19 protein-coding genes, 1 pseudogene and 2 other annotated features are annotated in these 18,581 nt (G+C 36.9%); of the genes and pseudogenes, 19 read left to right on the top strand and 1 reads right to left on the bottom strand.

Annotation, left to right across the window (positions count from 1 at the left end):
* Positions 1-7: 7 nt before the first annotated feature.
* From mutM to HRG09_RS15205, 17 genes and pseudogenes are all read left to right on the top strand, one after another.
* Entirely contained in the window at positions 8-838 is an 831-nt protein-coding gene (gene mutM / locus HRG09_RS15285) for a DNA-formamidopyrimidine glycosylase (RefSeq protein WP_174101640.1), read from the top strand.
* 83 nt (positions 839-921) lie between these two features.
* Positions 922-1,554: a sporulation membrane protein YtaF gene (gene ytaF, locus HRG09_RS15280; RefSeq protein WP_174101638.1), complete on the top strand. Its 633-nt coding sequence runs from the start codon at positions 922-924 to the stop codon at positions 1,552-1,554.
* 52 nt (positions 1,555-1,606) lie between these two features.
* Complete coding sequence (coaE, locus tag HRG09_RS15275; protein ID WP_174101636.1) at positions 1,607-2,209, top strand: dephospho-CoA kinase; 603 nt, start codon at positions 1,607-1,609, stop codon at positions 2,207-2,209.
* Between the two features lie 109 nt (positions 2,210-2,318).
* Positions 2,319-3,347, top strand: a complete 1,029-nt coding sequence (locus tag HRG09_RS15270; RefSeq protein WP_174101634.1) for a glyceraldehyde-3-phosphate dehydrogenase — start codon at positions 2,319-2,321, stop codon at positions 3,345-3,347.
* Between the two features lie 389 nt (positions 3,348-3,736).
* Positions 3,737-4,120: an adenosylmethionine decarboxylase gene (gene speD / locus HRG09_RS15265; protein WP_006096185.1), complete on the top strand. Its 384-nt coding sequence runs from the start codon at positions 3,737-3,739 to the stop codon at positions 4,118-4,120.
* Between the two features lie 172 nt (positions 4,121-4,292).
* Entirely contained in the window at positions 4,293-4,754 is a 462-nt protein-coding gene (gene nrdR / locus HRG09_RS15260) for a transcriptional regulator NrdR (protein WP_174101632.1), read from the top strand.
* A 164-nt stretch (positions 4,755-4,918) separates the two neighbouring features.
* Complete coding sequence (locus tag HRG09_RS15255; RefSeq protein ID WP_174101630.1) at positions 4,919-6,337, top strand: replication initiation and membrane attachment family protein; 1,419 nt, start codon at positions 4,919-4,921, stop codon at positions 6,335-6,337.
* A 33-nt stretch (positions 6,338-6,370) separates the two neighbouring features.
* Positions 6,371-7,309 carry a primosomal protein DnaI gene (dnaI, locus tag HRG09_RS15250; RefSeq protein WP_174101628.1) on the top strand — a complete coding sequence of 313 codons (939 nt, stop codon included), beginning with the start codon at positions 6,371-6,373 and terminating at the stop codon, positions 7,307-7,309.
* Between the two features lie 345 nt (positions 7,310-7,654).
* Complete coding sequence (ytxC, locus tag HRG09_RS15245) at positions 7,655-8,536, top strand: putative sporulation protein YtxC (protein ID WP_174101625.1); 882 nt, start codon at positions 7,655-7,657, stop codon at positions 8,534-8,536.
* Between the two features lie 31 nt (positions 8,537-8,567).
* Positions 8,568-8,796: a binding site (T-box leader), on the top strand.
* A 48-nt stretch (positions 8,797-8,844) separates the two neighbouring features.
* Positions 8,845-10,776, top strand: coding sequence for a threonine--tRNA ligase (gene thrS, locus HRG09_RS15240; protein WP_174101624.1), 1,932 nt, complete (start codon positions 8,845-8,847; stop codon positions 10,774-10,776).
* Between the two features lie 210 nt (positions 10,777-10,986).
* Positions 10,987-11,107, top strand: a sequence feature (ribosomal protein L20 leader region).
* A 63-nt stretch (positions 11,108-11,170) separates the two neighbouring features.
* The gene (gene infC, locus HRG09_RS15235) at positions 11,171-11,674 is read left to right on the top strand and encodes a translation initiation factor IF-3 (protein WP_174101776.1); all 504 of its coding nucleotides are present in this window, start codon (positions 11,171-11,173) and stop codon (positions 11,672-11,674) included.
* Positions 11,675-11,695: 21 nt separating this feature from the next.
* Positions 11,696-11,896 carry a 50S ribosomal protein L35 gene (rpmI, locus tag HRG09_RS15230; RefSeq protein ID WP_001125945.1) on the top strand — a complete coding sequence of 67 codons (201 nt, stop codon included), beginning with the start codon at positions 11,696-11,698 and terminating at the stop codon, positions 11,894-11,896.
* Between the two features lie 38 nt (positions 11,897-11,934).
* The gene (rplT, locus tag HRG09_RS15225) at positions 11,935-12,291 is read left to right on the top strand and encodes a 50S ribosomal protein L20 (RefSeq protein ID WP_174101621.1); all 357 of its coding nucleotides are present in this window, start codon (positions 11,935-11,937) and stop codon (positions 12,289-12,291) included.
* A 131-nt stretch (positions 12,292-12,422) separates the two neighbouring features.
* Complete coding sequence (locus HRG09_RS15220; RefSeq protein WP_174101620.1) at positions 12,423-12,968, top strand: dihydrofolate reductase family protein; 546 nt, start codon at positions 12,423-12,425, stop codon at positions 12,966-12,968.
* A gap of 15 nt (positions 12,969-12,983) precedes the next feature.
* Positions 12,984-13,247, top strand: a pseudogene (locus HRG09_RS15215) (zinc-dependent alcohol dehydrogenase); the annotation flags it as partial.
* A gap of 296 nt (positions 13,248-13,543) precedes the next feature.
* On the top strand, positions 13,544-14,035 hold the full coding sequence (locus HRG09_RS15210) for a dUTP diphosphatase (RefSeq protein ID WP_000365055.1): 492 nt from the start codon (positions 13,544-13,546) through the stop codon (positions 14,033-14,035).
* A gap of 68 nt (positions 14,036-14,103) precedes the next feature.
* Entirely contained in the window at positions 14,104-15,189 is a 1,086-nt protein-coding gene (locus HRG09_RS15205; protein ID WP_174101618.1) for a M42 family metallopeptidase, read from the top strand.
* Positions 15,190-15,229: 40 nt separating this feature from the next.
* Here the strand turns inward: HRG09_RS15205 and HRG09_RS15200 are convergent, their stop codons facing one another.
* A complete protein-coding gene (locus HRG09_RS15200) occupies positions 15,230-15,847 on the bottom strand; it encodes a TetR/AcrR family transcriptional regulator (RefSeq protein ID WP_174101616.1) in 618 nt (205 codons plus the stop codon).
* 296 nt (positions 15,848-16,143) lie between these two features.
* On the opposite strand from HRG09_RS15200, the gene HRG09_RS15195 reads away from it, so the two are divergent.
* A complete protein-coding gene (locus tag HRG09_RS15195; RefSeq protein ID WP_174101614.1) occupies positions 16,144-16,797 on the top strand; it encodes an HlyD family secretion protein in 654 nt (217 codons plus the stop codon).
* A 14-nt stretch (positions 16,798-16,811) separates the two neighbouring features.
* On the top strand, positions 16,812-18,566 hold the full coding sequence (locus HRG09_RS15190; protein ID WP_174101612.1) for a DHA2 family efflux MFS transporter permease subunit: 1,755 nt from the start codon (positions 16,812-16,814) through the stop codon (positions 18,564-18,566).
* The last annotated feature ends 15 nt before the right edge of the window (positions 18,567-18,581 follow it).

The following is an 18,581-nucleotide window of genomic DNA, read 5'->3' as shown; positions in this document are numbered from 1 at the left end:
TGATTGAATGCCTGAACTACCAGAGGTTGAAAACGTTAGAAGGACTCTTGAAAACCTTGTAACGGGAAAGATAATTAAAGATGTAATTGTAACATATCCGAAATTAGTAAAGCGACCTGATGACGCTGAGCTTTTTAAAGAAATGTTACGCGGTGAAAAGATTGAAAGAATTGAGCGAAGAGGTAAGTTTTTACTTCTATATGTAACAAAATATGTGATCGTTTCACATTTGCGTATGGAAGGTAAGTATTTGCTTCATGAAGGCGATGAACCAATTGATAAACATACGCATGTGCGTTTTCAGTTTACAGACGGGACAGAATTGCACTATAAAGATGTAAGAAAGTTTGGTACGATGCATCTCTTTAAAAAAGGAGAAGAATTCGACCAAATGCCACTTGCAGATTTAGGGCCTGAGCCGTTTGCTTCCGAATTGACACCAAGGTATTTGCAAGAAAGATTGCAAAAGACAAACCGCAAAATAAAAGTTGTATTGCTAGATCAGCGTCTTGTGGTAGGACTTGGTAATATATATGTGGATGAAGTGCTATTCCGTTCTGGGATTTATCCAGAACGGGAAGCTTCTACTTTGACAACGGCAGAAATAGAAAAAATCTATGAAGCAATAGTCGCAACATTGGGTGAAGCAGTGAAGCGCGGTGGCAGTACAATTAGAACATATATCAATTCACAAGGACAAATTGGCTCGTTTCAGGAGCTGTTAAATGTGTACGGTAGAAAAGGTGAACCGTGTGTAACTTGTGGGAATGTGATTGAAAAGACAGTTGTTGGTGGACGAGGGACGCACTATTGTCCTATATGCCAGCCCAAAAGCTAAGAAAGAGATTTTTTTCTAATAACATCGGATAGGCATTTGTCATATACATACAGCAAAGCTATGTATAGGGAAGGAGCTTACCGATGTATCAATATTTCTCTCTTATTTTATTAGCTTTTACATTAAGTTTGGATAGCTGTAGTGTAGGGCTTACTTATGGTCTGCGGGGCGTACGGATTCCGTTAAAATCGATACTCATCATTGGAATGTGTTCAGCGGCTGTTATGCTTGTGTCGATGGGAATTGGACATATGATTGCCAAAGTGTTTTCCCCAGTGATTGCAACGCGTATTGGAGGAATCGTTCTAATAGCTATTGGAGCGTGGGTTGTATATCAATTTTTTCGGAGTGAGAAAAAAGATGAGCCGCAGCACGAAGAAAAAGTTTGGAAATTAGAAATTGCTTCACTTGGATTAGTCATTCAAATTTTACGGAGACCGACTGTTGCTGATTTTGATAAATCAGGCACGATTTCTGGGGGGGAAGCTTTACTTCTTGGTATTGCTCTTTCGGTAGATTCGTTTGGGGCTGGGATTGGTGCATCTTTATTAGGGTATACCCCTGCCATGATGGCGGTATTAGTTGCTGTTATGAGTTCTTTGTTTTTATTTATTGGAATGAAGCTCGGAACTGTTTTATCAAATATGCGGTGGTTACAAAAATTTACGTTCCTACCTGGAATTTTACTCATTATTATTGGTATTTGGAAAATGTAAGTAGGAGCGTGAAACATAAGTTTCACGCTCCTATTCATAAGGGGGTAGCATAATGACAATTGTTATTGGTTTAACGGGAGGCATTGCAAGCGGGAAAAGTACAGTTTCACAAATGTTTCGTGAGATGAACATTCCTGTTATTGATGCAGATATTATTGCAAGAGAAGTTGTAGAAAAAGGTAAAGAAGCGTATAAAGAAATTGTAGAGGTATTTGGTGAAGAAATATTACAAGCAGATGGTGAACTTAATCGTCCGAAGCTTGGGAGTATTGTATTTCATAATGAAGAAAAACGATTGCATTTAAACAAAATCGTTCATCCAGCTGTCCGCAAAGAAATGAATGCTCAGAAGGATATGTACATAAAGGAAGATGTGCAAGCGATTGTGCTAGATATTCCGCTTTTATTTGAAAGTAAGTTAACAGAACTTGTGGATCAAATTTTAGTTGTAGCTGTAGCGCCTAGTACACAGTTAGAACGCTTAATGAAGCGGAATGGTTTTATAGAAGAAGAAGCAAAAGCGCGCATTGATTCGCAAATGTCTTTAGCAGAGAAAGTAACATTAGCTAATAAAGTGATTTATAATGATGGCACAATTGCTGAGACAAAAGCACAACTACAGCTCATTTTAAAAGAGTGGAACATCATTAATTAAAAAAATATGAAATTAGTGAAAATGCTTAGTGACATATCTTCTTTTTGTGTTATACTATTATTGGGATTGGAGATAAATAGTATAACGCATTCAAGGGGGATAACATATTATGACTCGTGTGGCAATTAATGGATTTGGACGTATTGGGAGAATGGTATTTCGTCAAGCGATAAAAGAAAGCGCATTCGACATTGTAGCGATTAACGCAAGCTATCCACCAGAAACATTAGCACATTTAATCAAGTATGATACAGTTCATGGCAAGTTTGACGGAACAGTGGAAGCATTTGAAGATCATTTATTAGTGGATGGGAAAATGATTCGCCTTCTAAACAACCGCGATCCAAAAGAATTGCCTTGGAAAGAACTGGGTGTTGAAATTGTAATTGAAGCAACTGGTAAATTTAATGCGAAAGAAAAAGCGATTCTTCATGTAGAAGCTGGCGCAAAGAAGGTTATTTTAACAGCGCCAGGTAAAAATGAGGATGTAACAATTGTAGTTGGTGTAAATGAAGAACAATTAGATATTACAAAACATACCGTGATTTCAAATGCATCTTGTACAACAAACTGTTTAGCGCCTGTTGTTAAGGTGTTAGATGAGCAGTTTGGAATTGAAAACGGTTTAATGACAACTGTTCATGCTTATACAAATGACCAAAAAAATATTGATAACCCACATAAAGATTTACGAAGAGCACGTGCTTGTGGACAGTCTATTATTCCTACAACAACAGGTGCTGCAAAAGCTCTAGCGAAAGTTCTTCCACATTTAAACGGAAAACTTCATGGAATGGCACTTCGTGTTCCGACACCAAACGTGTCTCTTGTTGACTTAGTAGTAGATGTGAAACGTGATGTAACAGTTGAGGAAATTAATGAAGCGTTTAAAACTGTTGCAAACGGTCCACTGAAAGGGATTATTGAATTCAGTGAGGAACCTTTAGTTTCGATTGACTTTAATACAAATACACACTCAGCTATCATTGATAGTTTATCTACAATGGTAATGGGCGAACGTAAAGTGAAAGTACTTGCTTGGTATGATAACGAGTGGGGTTACTCTCGCCGTGTTGTAGATCTTGTGCAGTTAGTTGCTGCTGAATTAACAAAACAAGAAAATGTACAACACATTTAATGATACAAGGAAGGCAAGCGATTGCTTGTCTTCTTTTTTTGTATTTTTTTCTGAAAAGGAAAAAAATTATACAAGTATATTTTCGCGAATGGTACATAGGAGAAACCATTGTGATTATTGCATTTGTGAATCAATTATTTGTTTTTTGGAAAAGTAAAGAAGAGAATATGACAAAAAATCGAAAAAACTGTTGTTGCAAAATGAAAATAAACAAAGTATACTAACACTCGTAAACTTAAGAGCTGAGGTACGTAGTTACTACTTAAAGGGTTAGGACCTCTCTGGACTAACTTTCCCCCGTGGTAGTAGAGCAAGCCAAATTGCAAATTAGTTTTCAATTCGAACAGTTAGATTAAATTTTTATGAGGGGGAACTGTAGAATGGATACTATGGACACGATGGGTCGTCACGTAATCGCTGAACTTTGGGATTGCGATTTCGACAAGCTTAATGATATGCCGTTTATTGAACAATTATTTGTGGATGCAGCACTAAGAGCAGGTGCTGAAGTACGTGAGGTTGCTTTCCATAAGTTTGCACCGCAGGGTGTAAGTGGAGTTGTAATCATTTCGGAATCACATTTAACAATTCATAGCTTCCCGGAGCACGGCTATGCAAGTATTGATGTTTATACTTGTGGGGATCGTATTGATCCAAATGTTGCTGCAGAATACATTGCAGAAGGTTTAAATGCGAAAACGCGAGAGAGCATCGAGCTTCCTCGAGGCACAGGTAGCTTCGAAATTAAGCATAGAGAAACAAAAGCTCTTTAAAAAAGAACATAATTGATTTAAAATGTAAAGAGGTGTATAATGCACCTCTTTTTTAGTTTATATAAATGGAAGTAGTAAGCGTAGACAAATAGGTTATATAATATTGTATATATATTTTCGCATGTAGGTGAAACGAGAAGAATGAAGATTAAATTGCAAGGGAGTGAATGAGTTGCGTTGTCCAACCTGTTTTCATAATGGTACAAGAGTATTGGATTCACGTCCGGTAGATGAGGGACGCTCCATTCGAAGAAGAAGAGAGTGTGAAAGTTGTTTAAATCGATTTACGACATTTGAACGGGTAGAAGAACCACCTCTTATTGTTGTAAAAAAAGAGGGAACACGAGAAGAGTTTAATAAAGAAAAGATTTTACGCGGGTTAATTAAAGCGTGTGAAAAAAGACCTGTATCGTTAAAGCAATTAGAAGAAGTAACGCAAAAAGTAGAGCGTGAACTTCGTAATTTAGGAATATCAGAAGTGAAAAGCGATATGATCGGTGAAATCGTAATGGAAGCACTTCGAGATATTGACGATGTTGCTTATGTACGATTTGCGTCTGTATACCGTCAATTTAAAGATTTAAATGTATTCATTGAGGAATTAAAAGATATACTGCAAAAAGAAAGAGAATAAGATAAAACTCTGATTCGCGGTGGCTGTCTCTTTGTTTCATTTCTTTTGGAATGATGGAAGAATTGAACCCGCAAATTACGTGAAAAAGAGCTATAAGCGTAAGCTATTAGCTCTTTTTTACTAATAGAATACGTAAAATGGACAAAAGAAAGGAATTGCAGGGAATGGAAAAACAGTCATGGATGGAGCTATTGCCAATCGATCGTTATAAAGTAAGTGCAAAAGGGCTATTGCATAATTACGATCGGAAGGTATTAACAATGTTATATCAACCATTAGTGGGTAGCAAGGCTTTTAGCCTATACATGACGCTGTGGGGAGAGCTAGAGCAGGATCGTGTATTCGGAAAAGAGAATACACATCACTCTCTGATGGTGACAATGCAAATGCAGCTTCCTGAAGTATATGAAGAACGGGTGAAATTAGAAGCAATTGGGCTTTTAAACGTATATATTAAAAAAGAAAAAGATATTCGGATGTTTATATATGAATTGCAGCCACCACTAACTCCAAAACAATTTTTTGATGATATTGTTTTGAGTATTTTCTTGTACAACAGATTGAGCAGAGCGAAATATAATCAAGTTAAACAATACTTCTTAGAAGAAGAATTCGATTTTGCTTCATATGAAAATGTTACACGTTCTTTTAATGATGTATTTGGTTCATTTAATCCAGGTCAATTTGAGCATGCACAAGAGGAAGTTCGTATTCCAAAGACAACAGTCATGCCTGGAAATGAACAGGGGACTGCGCCTAAGGTTTGGAATGATTTCTTTGACTTTTCTTTATTTGTAGAAGGGGTATCGACGCTCGTCCCAAGAAAGGCAATTACGGATCAAGTACGTGAATGTGTCATTACGCTAGCCTACGTGTATGACGTCGATGTATTATCGATGCAAAATATAGTGCTTGGTGCAGTGACAGAATTACAAACGATTGATACGGAGAGGCTTCGTAAAGGAGCGCGTGATTGGTATCAATTTGAAAACGGTCAAGCGCTTCCGGTGTTAAGTGAACGGGTGCAACCCCATTCTACGCGTACGATGAAAGAGAAAGAGCCAACTACGCAAGAAGAGATGCTTATCAAACAGCTTGAGGAAATTTCACCGAAACAATTATTAAAAGAAATCTCAGGCGGGGTAGAACCAACAAAAGCAGATTTACAAATTGTAGAAGAAGTGATGTTGAGTCAAAAACTAGCGCCAGGTGTTGTCAATGTACTTATTTATTACGTTATGCTTCGTTCTGACATGAAACTGGCTAAATCATATGTTGAGAAAATTGCAGGGCATTGGGCACGAAAAAAGGTTGGTACCGTATCAGAAGCGATGGCTTTAGCGAAAGAAGAGAATCGTCAATATCAAGAGTGGGCTGAGACGAAGAAGAAAGGCCCTACAACGAAGAAAGCAGTACGGACAGAGATGGTGCCAGATTGGCTTAAGGAAGAACAGAAAGAAGAGCCGAAAAAAGAATCGAAAAAACAATCACAAAAAGGTGCAAGTTCAAAAGAAAATACGAGCAAGCTAGAAGAAGAACGAAAGAGATTGGAAGAAGAGTTGAAAAAATATAAGCGTGATTAATAGAGGAGAATGAACACTCTTTGAGGTGAGAGAATGGAGCATATTCAAAATTCATTTGCAAAGTTGATGCAAAATGAAAATTTTAAAAATAGATATGAAGTGTTAAAAGCGGAAGTGATGGCGCATCCGCGTGTGAAAGAGTTTATTGAAGAACATAAAGGTGAAGTGACGACTTCTATGATAGAACGAAGTCTTGTGAAGCTATATGAATACATTGGGCAAAGCGTTGGATGTGCAGATTGTCCGAACTTAGAATCGTGTAAAAATATGATTCAAGGATATGAGCCGAAATTGATTATTCAAGGTAAGATGATTGATATTCAATATGATCGCTGTGTAAGAAAAGTGGCTTATGATGAAAGGAAGAAGTATGAAAAATTAGTGCAAAGTGTCTATATGCCAAGTGATATTTTACAGGCTTCTATGGAAAAGTTAGATCCATCAGATTTAGAGCCGCGCATTGAAGCGATTCGTGCGGCAAATGAATTTTTAAGTGCATACGAACCTGGGAAGAAAGTACAAGGGGTATATTTCTACGGTAAATTTGGTGTAGGGAAAACGTATCTCTTAGGAGCGATTGCAAATGAATTAGCCTTGAAAAAAATAAGTTCAATGATTGTATACTTACCAGAATTTTTGCGAGAAATTAAAAGCTCATTGCAAAATAATACGATAGGTGAAAAGATTGATGCTGTGAAGCGTGTACAAGTATTAATGCTAGACGATATCGGGGCAGAAGCAATGTCAAGTTTCGTGCGTGATGATGTGCTTGGTGCTATACTGCAGTTCCGTATGCTAGAAAACTTACCGACGTTCTTTACATCTAATTTTGACTTTAAACAGTTAGAGCATCATTTAACGTATACGCAGCGCGGAGAAGCAGAAGAAATGAAAGCAGCCCGTATTATGGAGCGTATTAAATATTTGGCAAAACCAGTTGCGATTGGCGGGAAGAATCGTCGTCATGCTTAAAGATAGAAAAGAAATAGGAGAAAGTTATTTTTTATATATTTTAAATTTGTACTTATATAAAAAAGAGTCTGTTTTGTATGAAAACAGACTCTTTTTTATGCTCAGTTAAGCAATGGAAATACATTGTTAATCTGAAAATTCATACGAGCTTGTATCATTTTTTTCTTCCACCGTTAATATATATAAAATTAGCAAGAAATATCGAGTGAAGGCTTTCGGCGATAGGGGAGTTATTTCTACTTAGAGTAAGGCTTCACGGATCGGACTCTTATGGATGTGTGCCTCACTTCGTTTTAAGCTGAGGGGTTAACTGTCCTTTAGAGCGGGATAAAAGGGGGGACAAGAGTGATTGAAATCTGCTTCGAAGAAAAAAATGATGCTGCGCACGTATATCAACAACTGATAAAGAGAACGGAAAAGCTATATAAAGAAACGAGTGTTTATTTATATGAACAAAAGGTAACAATTCATATTCCAATATGCGAATCGAATTATATGGAGAAAGTTTTGATACCGGTACTCCTTTATTTTATTGTTAATATAAAACAAAATGAATGGCTTCGTGCTATTTTAAAAGAAAAGTTTTTTTATCAAGAGCAAGAAGAATGCCATCAAATTTTACATATGGCACAAGCAATTTTAAATGGAAAAAGAAAAGGAATTACCCGAGATTTAACACGTAATCAAATTGAGATGTATGTTATGTCTTCTTTAAAAGGATGGATCTGTGACCCGCTTTCGTTTTCCTTTTCATCCTATATTCGTTTTCGCCTGCGCGCGTATAAAGAAATGGTGCACAGGCTTGCGGAAGTAGCAATTGATGAATATAAAATGGAGCAAGAATATCAAATGTTTGTAGAGATGCTACGGCAACAAGTAAGTAGCCGAAAATCACGGTTATCTTGCTTACATCTTGTATTTGATGAAAGTTTTATTTTTTATGATGAAAAAGGAATACGTTTAAAACAAGAGAAATTGGTTCAATATATAGACGAGGAGTTACTAACTAAGCAGGGTGTGTACATTGACACGAAGGTAATTGCACCGCTTCTTTCTATTTCGCCGAAAATGATTTATTTGTATACGAAAGAGCAAGATCATAATATGATTGTTACCCTTCAAAATGTATTTCAAGAAAGAGTACAAATATGTGCACCGCATGAATTTGAACACAACGTGAAAAATTTAAAAAATAAAGGGAACGCCCTTGATTTTCTAAGTTTTTGAGCATATAATTACCTACATAAATGAAATATATTGAAATGTCACGATGAGGACATGAGTAATTTACTACGATTTTCAGAGAGGGAAGCCTTAGGGTGTGAGCTTCCTAGTACGGGTCTATTACTTACCACCTCTAAACTTTAGCAGTGAACGTTTTGTCTAGTAATTGCTAACGGTCAACACCGTTATGTTGTACTTGAGCAATTAACAGTTTTGTTAATTGGAACAAGGGTGGAACCACGAATTCAACACTCGTCCCTTTTTACGGGATGAGTGTTTTTTATTTTGAGAAAAAAGAGGAGTGACCAGTGATGGCAGATGTAGTTAAAATTACTTTCCCTGATGGAGCTGTGAAGGAGTTTCCAAAAGGAGTAACAACTGAAGAAATCGCAGCTTCTATTAGCCCAGGCTTAAAGAAAAAAGCTGTGGCTGGAAAATTAAATGATGAGATGATCGATCTTTCTACACCAATCGAAGAAGATGGTGCAGTTTCAATCATTACATTAGATTCTGAAGAGGGCTTATATATTTTACGTCACTCAACAGCTCATCTTTTAGCACAAGCGTTAAAACGTTTATATAAAGATGTGAAACTTGGTATCGGCCCAGTAATTGAAAATGGCTTCTACTACGATATCGATATGGAAGAAGCAATTACAGTTGAAGACTTCAAAAAAATCGAAAAAGAAATGCAAAAAATTGTGAACGAGAACTTAGAAATCGTTCGTCACGAAGTACCACGTGCAGAAGCACTTCGTCGTTATGAAGAAATTGGCGATGAGTTAAAATTAGACTTAATTAATGATCTTCCAGAAGATGCAGTGATTTCAATTTACGAACAAGGCGAATTCTTCGACCTTTGTCGTGGGGTTCACCTTCCATCTACAGGAAAGATTAAAGTATTTAAATTATTAAGCGTTGCAGGTGCTTACTGGCGCGGCGATAGCAACAATAAAATGTTACAACGTATTTACGGTACTGCATTCGTGAAAAAAGCAGAATTAGATGAGCACTTACGTATGCTTGAAGAAGCGAAAGAGCGCGATCACCGTAAATTAGGTAAAGAGTTAAAACTATTTACTAATAGCCAAAAAGTAGGTCAAGGTTTACCCCTTTGGTTACCAAAGGGTGCAACAATCCGCCGTATTATTGAGCGTTATATCGTTGATAAAGAAGCAAGCTTAGGATATGATCACGTATACACTCCAGTACTAGGAAGCAGAGAACTTTATGAAACTTCTGGTCACTGGAACCACTACCGTGATGGTATGTTCCCATCAATGGAAATGGATAATGAAGAATTAGTTCTTCGCCCAATGAACTGCCCTCATCATATGATGGTTTATAAAAATGATATTCACAGCTATCGTGAACTACCAATCCGTATTGCGGAACTTGGAACAATGCACCGCTATGAAATGTCTGGAGCATTATCTGGATTACAACGTGTACGCGGAATGACTTTAAATGATGCGCACATTTTTGTTCGCCCAGATCAAATAAAAGAAGAATTGAAGCGCGTTGTAAACTTAACTTTAGAAGTATACAAAGATTTCGGTTTAGAAAATTATTCATTCCGTCTATCTTATCGTGACCCAGCAGATACTAAAAAGTATTATGCTGATGATGAGATGTGGGAAAAAGCACAATCAATGTTAAAAGAAGCTATGGATGAAATGGGTCTTGAGTACTATGAGGCTGAAGGTGAAGCGGCATTCTACGGTCCGAAACTTGACGTTCAAGTTCGTACTGCACTTGGAAAAGACGAAACACTTTCAACTGTACAATTAGACTTCCTACTTCCAGAACGCTTTGAATTAACTTATGTTGGTGAAGACGGTAAACAACATCGTCCAGTTGTAATTCACCGTGGTGTTGTATCAACTATGGAACGCTTTGTTGCCTTCTTAATTGAAGAATATAAAGGTGCATTCCCAACTTGGTTAGCTCCAGTTCAAGTGCAAGTAATTCCGGTTTCTCCGCAAGTGCATTTAGATTACGCGAAGAAAGTACAAGAAGAATTACACCGTGCTGGTATCCGTGTTGAAGTAGATACTCGTGAAGAGAAAATCGGTTACAAAATCCGTGAAGCACAAATGCAAAAAATTCCGTACATGCTTGTAGTAGGTGACAATGAAGTTGCTGAAAATGGCGTAAATGTACGTAAATATGGCGAGCAAAAATCAGAAACAATCGCATTAGATGCGTTTGTCGATATGATTAAAGTAGAAGGAAAACGCTAATGAAAAGTCGCGGCATGCCGCGACTTTTTTGTATATTACAAGCAATAAAAGTTAGAAAGAATAACCAAACAACACTTATCATAAAAAAGTATTGCATGTATGCTAGTTGTTTGTTACAATATTTCTTGTTGTTAGTAAAACACATTGCGTCTTCTTGACAGACGTCATGTCCTATGATAAACTCATCAAGGATAATAGAATATTGTTTTGTAGAACAAGTAGAAGCACCCGCTTCTCACCTGATTGACGCATGCGCAGTTAGCAGGTAAATGTATTTCTTACTAAAGATATTACAAGTGTGGGTGTCGTATGCCCGCACTTTTTTTGTTCGGGTTCTATGATTGCAAAACGTATTCTGATAAAACCTTGGAGGTGGCTTACTATTAGCAAGGATATGATGATTAACGAGCAAATTCGTGCACGTGAAGTACGCTTAGTTGGCGCAAATGGCGATCAACTTGGAATCAAGTCTCGTAATGACGCTTTAGACTTAGCTGCAAATCTTAATCTTGATTTAGTATTGGTTGCTCCAAATGCGAAACCGCCAGTATGCCGCATTATGGACTACGGTAAATTCCGCTTTGAGCAACAAAAGAAAGAAAAAGAACAGCGCAAAAACCAAAAAGTAATTAGCATGAAAGAAGTTCGTTTAAGTCCAACAATTGATGAACACGACTTTAACACAAAACTTCGTAATGCTATCAAGTTTTTAGAGAAAGGCGACAAGGTTAAAGCATCAATTCGCTTTAAAGGACGTGCCATTACTCATAAAGAAATCGGTCAACGTGTCTTAGATCGTTTCGCTGAAGCTTGTGCTGAAGTTAGTACAATCGAATCTAAGCCTAAAATGGAAGGACGCAGTATGTTCTTAGTTTTAGCACCGAAAAACGATAAGTAATAGATAGAGGAGGAAATACCTATGCCTAAACAAAAAACTCATCGCGGCGCTGCAAAGCGTTTCAAAAAGACTGGATCTGGTAAACTTAAGCGTTCTCACGCTTACACAAGCCACTTATTCGCTAACAAATCTACAAAAGCTAAACGTAAACTACGTAAAGCTGGTGTAGTAAGCGCTGGTGACTTCAAACGTATTCGTCAAATGCTTGACAACTTAAAATAAGTTCGGGTTATATATAGAACAATCTAGGAGGTAATATTATGCCAAGAGTAAAAGGTGGTACAGTTACTCGTAAACGTCGTAAAAAAATGATTAAACTAGCGAAAGGTTACTACGGTTCTAAAAATACTTTATTCAAAGTTGCTAACCAACAAGTAATGAAGTCTTTATTATATGCGTTCCGTGACCGTCGTCAAAAGAAACGTGACTTCCGTAAATTATGGATCACTCGTATTAACGCAGCTGCTCGCATGAATGGTCTTTCTTACAGCCGTTTAATGCACGGTTTAAAAGTTGCTGGTATCGAAGTTAACCGCAAGATGCTTGCTGACTTAGCTGTTCATGACGAAAAAGCTTTCGCTGAATTAGCAACAGTTGCAAAAAACAACTTAAACTAATTATTCAAAAACCTTAGAAGATTTTCTTCTAAGGTTTTTTTTATTTATCTGAATGATACAACTCTAGCAGGAAACAAAGAAAAGGATTAGAAATAGAAATGGGCATGGAAAAAGATACGAGGAGGAACCACATGGCAAAGCTAATTTATCATATTGCAGTTACGGCGGATAGCTTTATTGCGGACTTAGATGGTGATGCTACTGATTCGATTTTTTTATATGAAGGTGAACATGTATCAGATTTTATTGCCGATGTCGAGCAATATAACGCGGTATTAATGGGGAGAAAAACATATGAGTTTGGATTTCAATTTGGTGCGAAGCCAGGAGAGCCAGGTTATTTTAAAGAATTAAAGCATTATATTTTCTCAAATACTATGCAATTTGAATCGAGTGAAAAAGTAGAACTTGTTAGGGAAGATGCAGTTGAGTTTATCAAAAACTTAAAAGTGAAAGAAGCTGGTAATCTGTGGCTCTGCGGAGGCGGAGAACTGGCTGGCTCGTTAGTTCAGCAAAAACTAATTGACCAAGTAGTATTGAAAATAAATCCAGTCATAATTGGTGAAGGAACACCTTTATTTGGTAGCGTGAAACCGCGTTTAAAATTGAAATTAGTTGATGCGAAACAATATGTAAATGGTGTCGTTAAATCAACTTATAATATTATTTATTCTTAGAAACATTTACATGGAAGACGCGGTGGTGCATGTGTAGCAGTAGGATTATCGCCAGAAATGATGGAAGTACCAATCTTTGATACTGTCTTAAGTGGCGTGAAAATTATTGGTTCCATTGTAGGGACGAAAAAAGACTCACAAGGAACATTGCAATTTGCTGCAGAAGGAAAAGTGAAAGCGATTATAGAAACACGTCAGCTTGATGAAATTGATGAGATATTTAGTGAAATGGAAGAGGGAAAGATTAACGGACGTGTTGTAATTGATATGACAAAATAAGTATAAGAACTATAACAACACAGAAGAATATATAGTAAAAGGTCGGAGGAGTTTCCTCTGGCTTTTTTATTGTCATTTAAAGGAACCTTTCCTAGTAGAAACGACACTGCTATAATGGAAAGATGATATGGAAGTTTCATCATATGTAGATAATGTTTGAAACGTACTGATGATTTAGGGACAAGCTATCTTATAAGGGGATAAAAAGCGAATCATAAAGGGTAGGGTTTTTTAAGCTTACAATAAATATGAGATGAAACAACATTGTATTTAGGCAATGTTGGAGGAGGAATAGAATGGACTTACTACAACTATTTAAATTACAAAAAGAATTAGATGATCGGATTGTAAAGGAACATGACTTACAACCAAAGAAGTTATTAAAAGAAAAAATGTTAGCACTGCTTGTTGAAATTGGGGAACTTGCAAATGAAACACGTTGTTTTAAATATTGGAGCAAAAAACCAGCTGCTGAGCGCGAAGTTATTCTTGAAGAATATGTAGACGGTTTACATTTTATTTTATCAATTGGGATCGACTTAGGCATTGATAAAAACTTCTTGTTTTATAAATGTGCTCAAACGAACAAAACACAAGTTGAAATTTTCTTAGACACGTATGCGAAAGTGATTCGCTTTACTGATCAGCCATCTATTACAAATTATATTGAACTATTTACAAGTTATCTTCGTCTTGGACAAGCTCTTGATTTTGGACAAGAAGAAATTGAAAAAGCATATTTAGATAAAAACGAAGTAAACCATCAGCGTCAAACACAAGGGTATTGACTTAATTTTTGAATATTTCAACTCGTTTTTGTATAATGAAGTGACTGAAGAAAAAGGAGGTATTGACAATGACAAAATTAGACGCGACATTGACAATGCTAAAAGAATTAACAGATGCACGCGGGATTGCAGGTAATGAACGCGAACCACGTGAAGTCATGAAAAAGTATATCGAGCCGTTTGCAGATGAACTTTCTACAGATAATTTAGGGAGCTTAGTTGCGAAAAAAGTAGGGGAAGAAAACGGTCCGAAAATCATGGTAGCTGGTCACTTAGATGAAGTTGGTTTTATGATTACGCAAATTGATGACAAAGGTTTCCTTCGTTTTCAAACAGTTGGTGGCTGGTGGTCACAAGTTATGCTTGCGCAGCGTGTAACAATCGTAACGCGCAAGGGGGATGTAACAGGTGTAATTGGTTCAAAACCACCTCATATTTTACCAGCAGAAGCTCGTAAAAAACCGGTTGAAATTAAGGATATGTTCATTGATATTGGTGCTTCTAGCAAAGAAGAAGCAATGGAATGGGGCGTACGACCAGGGGATCAAGTTGTACCATATTTTGAATTCCAAGTAATGAAAAATGAAAAGATGCTACTTGCAAAAGCATGGGATAACCGTATTGGCTGTGCAATTGCAATTGACGTGTTGAAACAATTGAAAGATGAAAAGCATCCAAACGTTGTATACGGTGTTGGAACTGTACAAGAAGAAGTAGGTCTTCGCGGTGCGAAAACATCTGCAAACTACATTAAACCAGATATCGCGTTTGCAGTAGATGTTGGTATTGCTGGCGATACACCAGGAGTAACAGAAAAAGAAGCGCAAAGTAAAATGGGTGATGGACCACAAATCATTTTATATGATGCATCAGTCATTGGACATACTGGACTTCGCAATTTCGTAGTTGATGTGGCAGATGAATTAGACATCCCTTATCAATATGATTCTGTAGCTGGTGGCGGTACTGACGCAGGTGCAATTCATATTTCTGTAAATGGTATCCCGTCTATGGCGATTACGATTGCAACTCGTTATATTCACTCTCATGCGGCAATGTTACACCGTGATGACTATGAGAATGCAGTGAAGTTAATTGTAGAAGTAATTAAACGTCTTGATAAAGAGGCTGTACATAACATTACATTTAATTAATGAGAAAAAGCGAAGGGAGTTCCCTTCGCTTTTTTATGTTTTAAAAAGGTCTCTCTAACCCAGCGGCAGTATGAGCCCCTAAAATAATTAAACGGGTGAGTTGCATCGCCATAAAGTGTGGCGTATAAATCATCCCTCTCTTTAACCACGACATAATCATCCCGATATGTGCACCTGTTACGTAGCTAATGAGAATATCACGAGGAACCATAAGTTCTTCATCATCTGGCTGAGAAATAGATAAGCTTAATGTTAAATGTGTTTGAATGGTTTTCATCATTTTATAAGAATAGTTTCCAGCTGCTTTATCACCGAGCATTACGTTGTAAAAGGTAGCATTATCAGCGATGTGTTCAAATAAGGCTAGAAAAATTGGATGTGGTGAATTAAAGGTAAGTTGCAAATCTTCTTTTGTTTGCTTTGTGGGCTTAATCACTTCTGATAAAGATGCTAGCATTTCCTCTATACACTTATCTAATAAATCGTATTTATCATGATAATGGCTATAGAAGGTAGCTCTATTGACAGGAGCACGTTCAGCGATATGCTGAACTGTTACATTTTCAAATCCCTTTTCGCCTACTAAAGCGACAAAAGCATCCTGTATCAATTGTCTCGTTCGTTTTACACGCGGATCGTTTGTATTTTTAATAGACATTTTATTTCTCCTTGCTGAATTTTGATTACTTAACCAACAAATATATAGTGTAGTGTTGGATAACCAACATATATGCTCAAATTGTCGGTTGTAGATTCAAAATAATTATTTATAATTATAAACGATATTCCTTTAGAAAACAGCACCGGTAGCATACAAGCAAAGAATTGGTTTGCTATGCGTAAGGTGTGCTTTTTTAGTTTAATTGTTAATATAATTAACAATTAAACAGTATAAATAAAAGGGGTATAAATAGTTTAGAAAAAAATTATATGCGATATAAGGAGAGGAATGCAATGAATCAGTTTCGAAGAATGGTGATTATTAACATTATCACATTAATTGTATTAGTTGGCGGTGGTATCGGCGGTTATTACTACTATAACCAAGCTGAAAATTACTTAAAAACAGATAATGCGAAAATTGATGGGAAAGTAATCCCAATCGCATCACCAGTAGCAGGGAAATTAACAGAATGGAATGCTGAAATAGGTAAGAGTTACAATGAAAATGATAAATTAGGTTCTGTTTCTGCACCAGGTCAAAATGGTGAGCAAACGATGGATGTAACAATTCCGCATAGTGCAACAGTTGTTCAATCAAATGCGACAACAAATGCTTTCGTGGCGGCAGGTAGTCCAATTGCGTATGCATACGATATGAGTGATTTATGGGTAACAGCAAATATTGAAGAAACAGATGTTGATGATGTGCAAAAAGGTCAAGAAGTTGATGTGTATGTAGATGCATATCCTGATACAACTTTAACAGGAAAAGTAGAACAAGTTGGATTAACAACGGCAAATACATTCTCTATGCTTCCATCAAGCAACGCAACAGCGAACTATACGAAAGTAACGCAAGTTGTACCAGTTAAAGTTTCTTTAGATCATAGCAAATCAGTAAATATTGTTCCTGGAATGAATGTGACAGTTCGTATTCATAAGTAAGGGGGGAAGATAAAATGTCCTCAGGTTTAATTGTAGGATATGCAGCATTTTGTATTATCGTCTTTTTCCTTGTAAATCGTCTTTTAAGAAAGAAAAAAACGAACGCGGGAGAAGAACAAGTCCCAGCCGTAAGTAAGATAGAAATAAATCAGTCAGAGCAAAAAACTTCAAATGTAGTTGAATTAGAAGCATCAAAACAAGAAACGAAAAAGCAAGAAAAATCGAAACAGCAAATGCCGATAGAGAATGTCAATGTAAAAGCCGTTGTAGCGGTATTAATTCTTGGTATGTTCGTGTCGATTTTAAACCAAACAATCATTAATGTTGCCTTGCCTCCATTAATGAATGAGTTCAACGTATCAACTTCAACAGCGCAATGGTTAATTACAGGCTTTATGCTTGTAAACGGGATTTTAGTGCCAATTAGTGCGTTCTTAGTTTCGCGGTTTACGTACCGTAAATTATTTGTAGCAGCGATGCTATTTTTTACAGTAGGTTCTATTATTTGCGCGATATCTGGAAACTTCACAATGATGATGACAGGGCGCGTCATTCAAGCAGTTGGCGCAGGGATTTTAATGCCAGTTGGTATGAATATTTTTATGACGCTGTTCCCGCCGCATAAGCGCGGAGCTGCAATGGGATTGCTTGGTGTAGCGATGATTTTAGCGCCAGCGATCGGGCCAACTGTAACAGGTTGGGTTATTGAAAATTACAGCTGGAACTTAATGTTCTATGCGATGTTTGCCATCGGTTTAGTTATTACATTCTTATCTTTAAAATTCTTTACACTAGCTCAGCCAGTTTCAAAAACAAAGCTAGATATGTTTGGAGTTATTAGTTCGAGTATTGGACTTGGTAGCTTACTGTATGGATTCAGTGAAGCTGGAAATAACAGCTGGAGTAGTGCCGAAGTTGTGATTTCACTTATCGTTGGTGTAATTGGTATAGCGGTATTCATTTGGAGAGAGATGACGACTGATAACAAAATGCTTGATTTACAAGTATTTAAATATCCAACGTTTACTTTTACATTATTAATTAATGCAATCGTAACAATGGCATTATTTGGCGGGATGTTATTACTTCCTGTATACTTGCAAAACATTCGTGGCTTTACGCCAATTGAATCAGGTCTCCTGCTTCTTCCAGGATCATTAATTATGGGGATTATGGGACCGGTCGCAGGGAAGTTATTTGATAAGTACGGTATTCGCCCGCTAGCAATCGTTGGATTAGCGATTACAACATATGCTACGTATGAATTTACGCAGCTGTCGATGGATACACCATATAGCGTTATTATGATGGACTATATTATCCGTTCATTTGGAATGTCATTCATTATGATGCCAATCATGACAGCTGGTATGAACGCGCTGCCGATGAATTTAATTTCTCATGGTACAGCAACGCAAAATACATCAAGACAAGTAGCGGGTTCAATTGGTACAGCAATCTTAATTACAATTATGACGCAACAAACAACGAATCACGTTGCAGACTACGGAAATATGATAACAAAAACAAATCCAATTTTAGTTGATCAAGTACATGGAATGGGACAAAGTTTAGCATCCGTGGCTGGATCAGCACAAGCAGGAAATACGATGAGCTCTCAGCTACTATTTGGACAAATTTCAAAGCTTTCTGCAATTAATGGCATTAATGATGCTTTCTTAATTGCAACTATATTAGCAGGAATTGCTTGGGTGTTATCATTTTTCTTACCATCAGGTAATAAGCCAAATAGAAAAGCAGAGAATTAATTTTCTCTGCTTTTT

The sequence above is a fragment of the Bacillus sp. Xin1 genome (assembly GCF_013314535.1).
Taxonomy (GTDB): Bacteria; Bacillota; Bacilli; order Bacillales; family Bacillaceae_G; genus Bacillus_A.
This window is presented reverse-complemented; position numbering and strand designations above follow the sequence as displayed.

Coding starts and splice junctions, on each gene's coding strand:
- mutM (WP_174101640.1), top strand. CDS start 8: ATGCCTGAACTACCAGAGGTTGAAAACGTTAGAAGGACTCTTGAAAAC.
- ytaF (WP_174101638.1), top strand. CDS start 922: ATGTATCAATATTTCTCTCTTATTTTATTAGCTTTTACATTAAGTTTG.
- coaE (WP_174101636.1), top strand. CDS start 1,607: ATGACAATTGTTATTGGTTTAACGGGAGGCATTGCAAGCGGGAAAAGT.
- HRG09_RS15270 (WP_174101634.1), top strand. CDS start 2,319: ATGACTCGTGTGGCAATTAATGGATTTGGACGTATTGGGAGAATGGTA.
- speD (WP_006096185.1), top strand. CDS start 3,737: ATGGACACGATGGGTCGTCACGTAATCGCTGAACTTTGGGATTGCGAT.
- HRG09_RS15255 (WP_174101630.1), top strand. CDS start 4,919: ATGGAAAAACAGTCATGGATGGAGCTATTGCCAATCGATCGTTATAAA.
- dnaI (WP_174101628.1), top strand. CDS start 6,371: ATGGAGCATATTCAAAATTCATTTGCAAAGTTGATGCAAAATGAAAAT.
- thrS (WP_174101624.1), top strand. CDS start 8,845: ATGGCAGATGTAGTTAAAATTACTTTCCCTGATGGAGCTGTGAAGGAG.
- infC (WP_174101776.1), top strand. CDS start 11,171: ATGATGATTAACGAGCAAATTCGTGCACGTGAAGTACGCTTAGTTGGC.
- rpmI (WP_001125945.1), top strand. CDS start 11,696: ATGCCTAAACAAAAAACTCATCGCGGCGCTGCAAAGCGTTTCAAAAAG.
- rplT (WP_174101621.1), top strand. CDS start 11,935: ATGCCAAGAGTAAAAGGTGGTACAGTTACTCGTAAACGTCGTAAAAAA.
- HRG09_RS15220 (WP_174101620.1), top strand. CDS start 12,423: ATGGCAAAGCTAATTTATCATATTGCAGTTACGGCGGATAGCTTTATT.
- HRG09_RS15210 (WP_000365055.1), top strand. CDS start 13,544: ATGGACTTACTACAACTATTTAAATTACAAAAAGAATTAGATGATCGG.
- HRG09_RS15205 (WP_174101618.1), top strand. CDS start 14,104: ATGACAAAATTAGACGCGACATTGACAATGCTAAAAGAATTAACAGAT.
- HRG09_RS15200 (WP_174101616.1), bottom strand. CDS start 15,847: ATGTCTATTAAAAATACAAACGATCCGCGTGTAAAACGAACGAGACAA.
- HRG09_RS15195 (WP_174101614.1), top strand. CDS start 16,144: ATGAATCAGTTTCGAAGAATGGTGATTATTAACATTATCACATTAATT.
- HRG09_RS15190 (WP_174101612.1), top strand. CDS start 16,812: ATGTCCTCAGGTTTAATTGTAGGATATGCAGCATTTTGTATTATCGTC.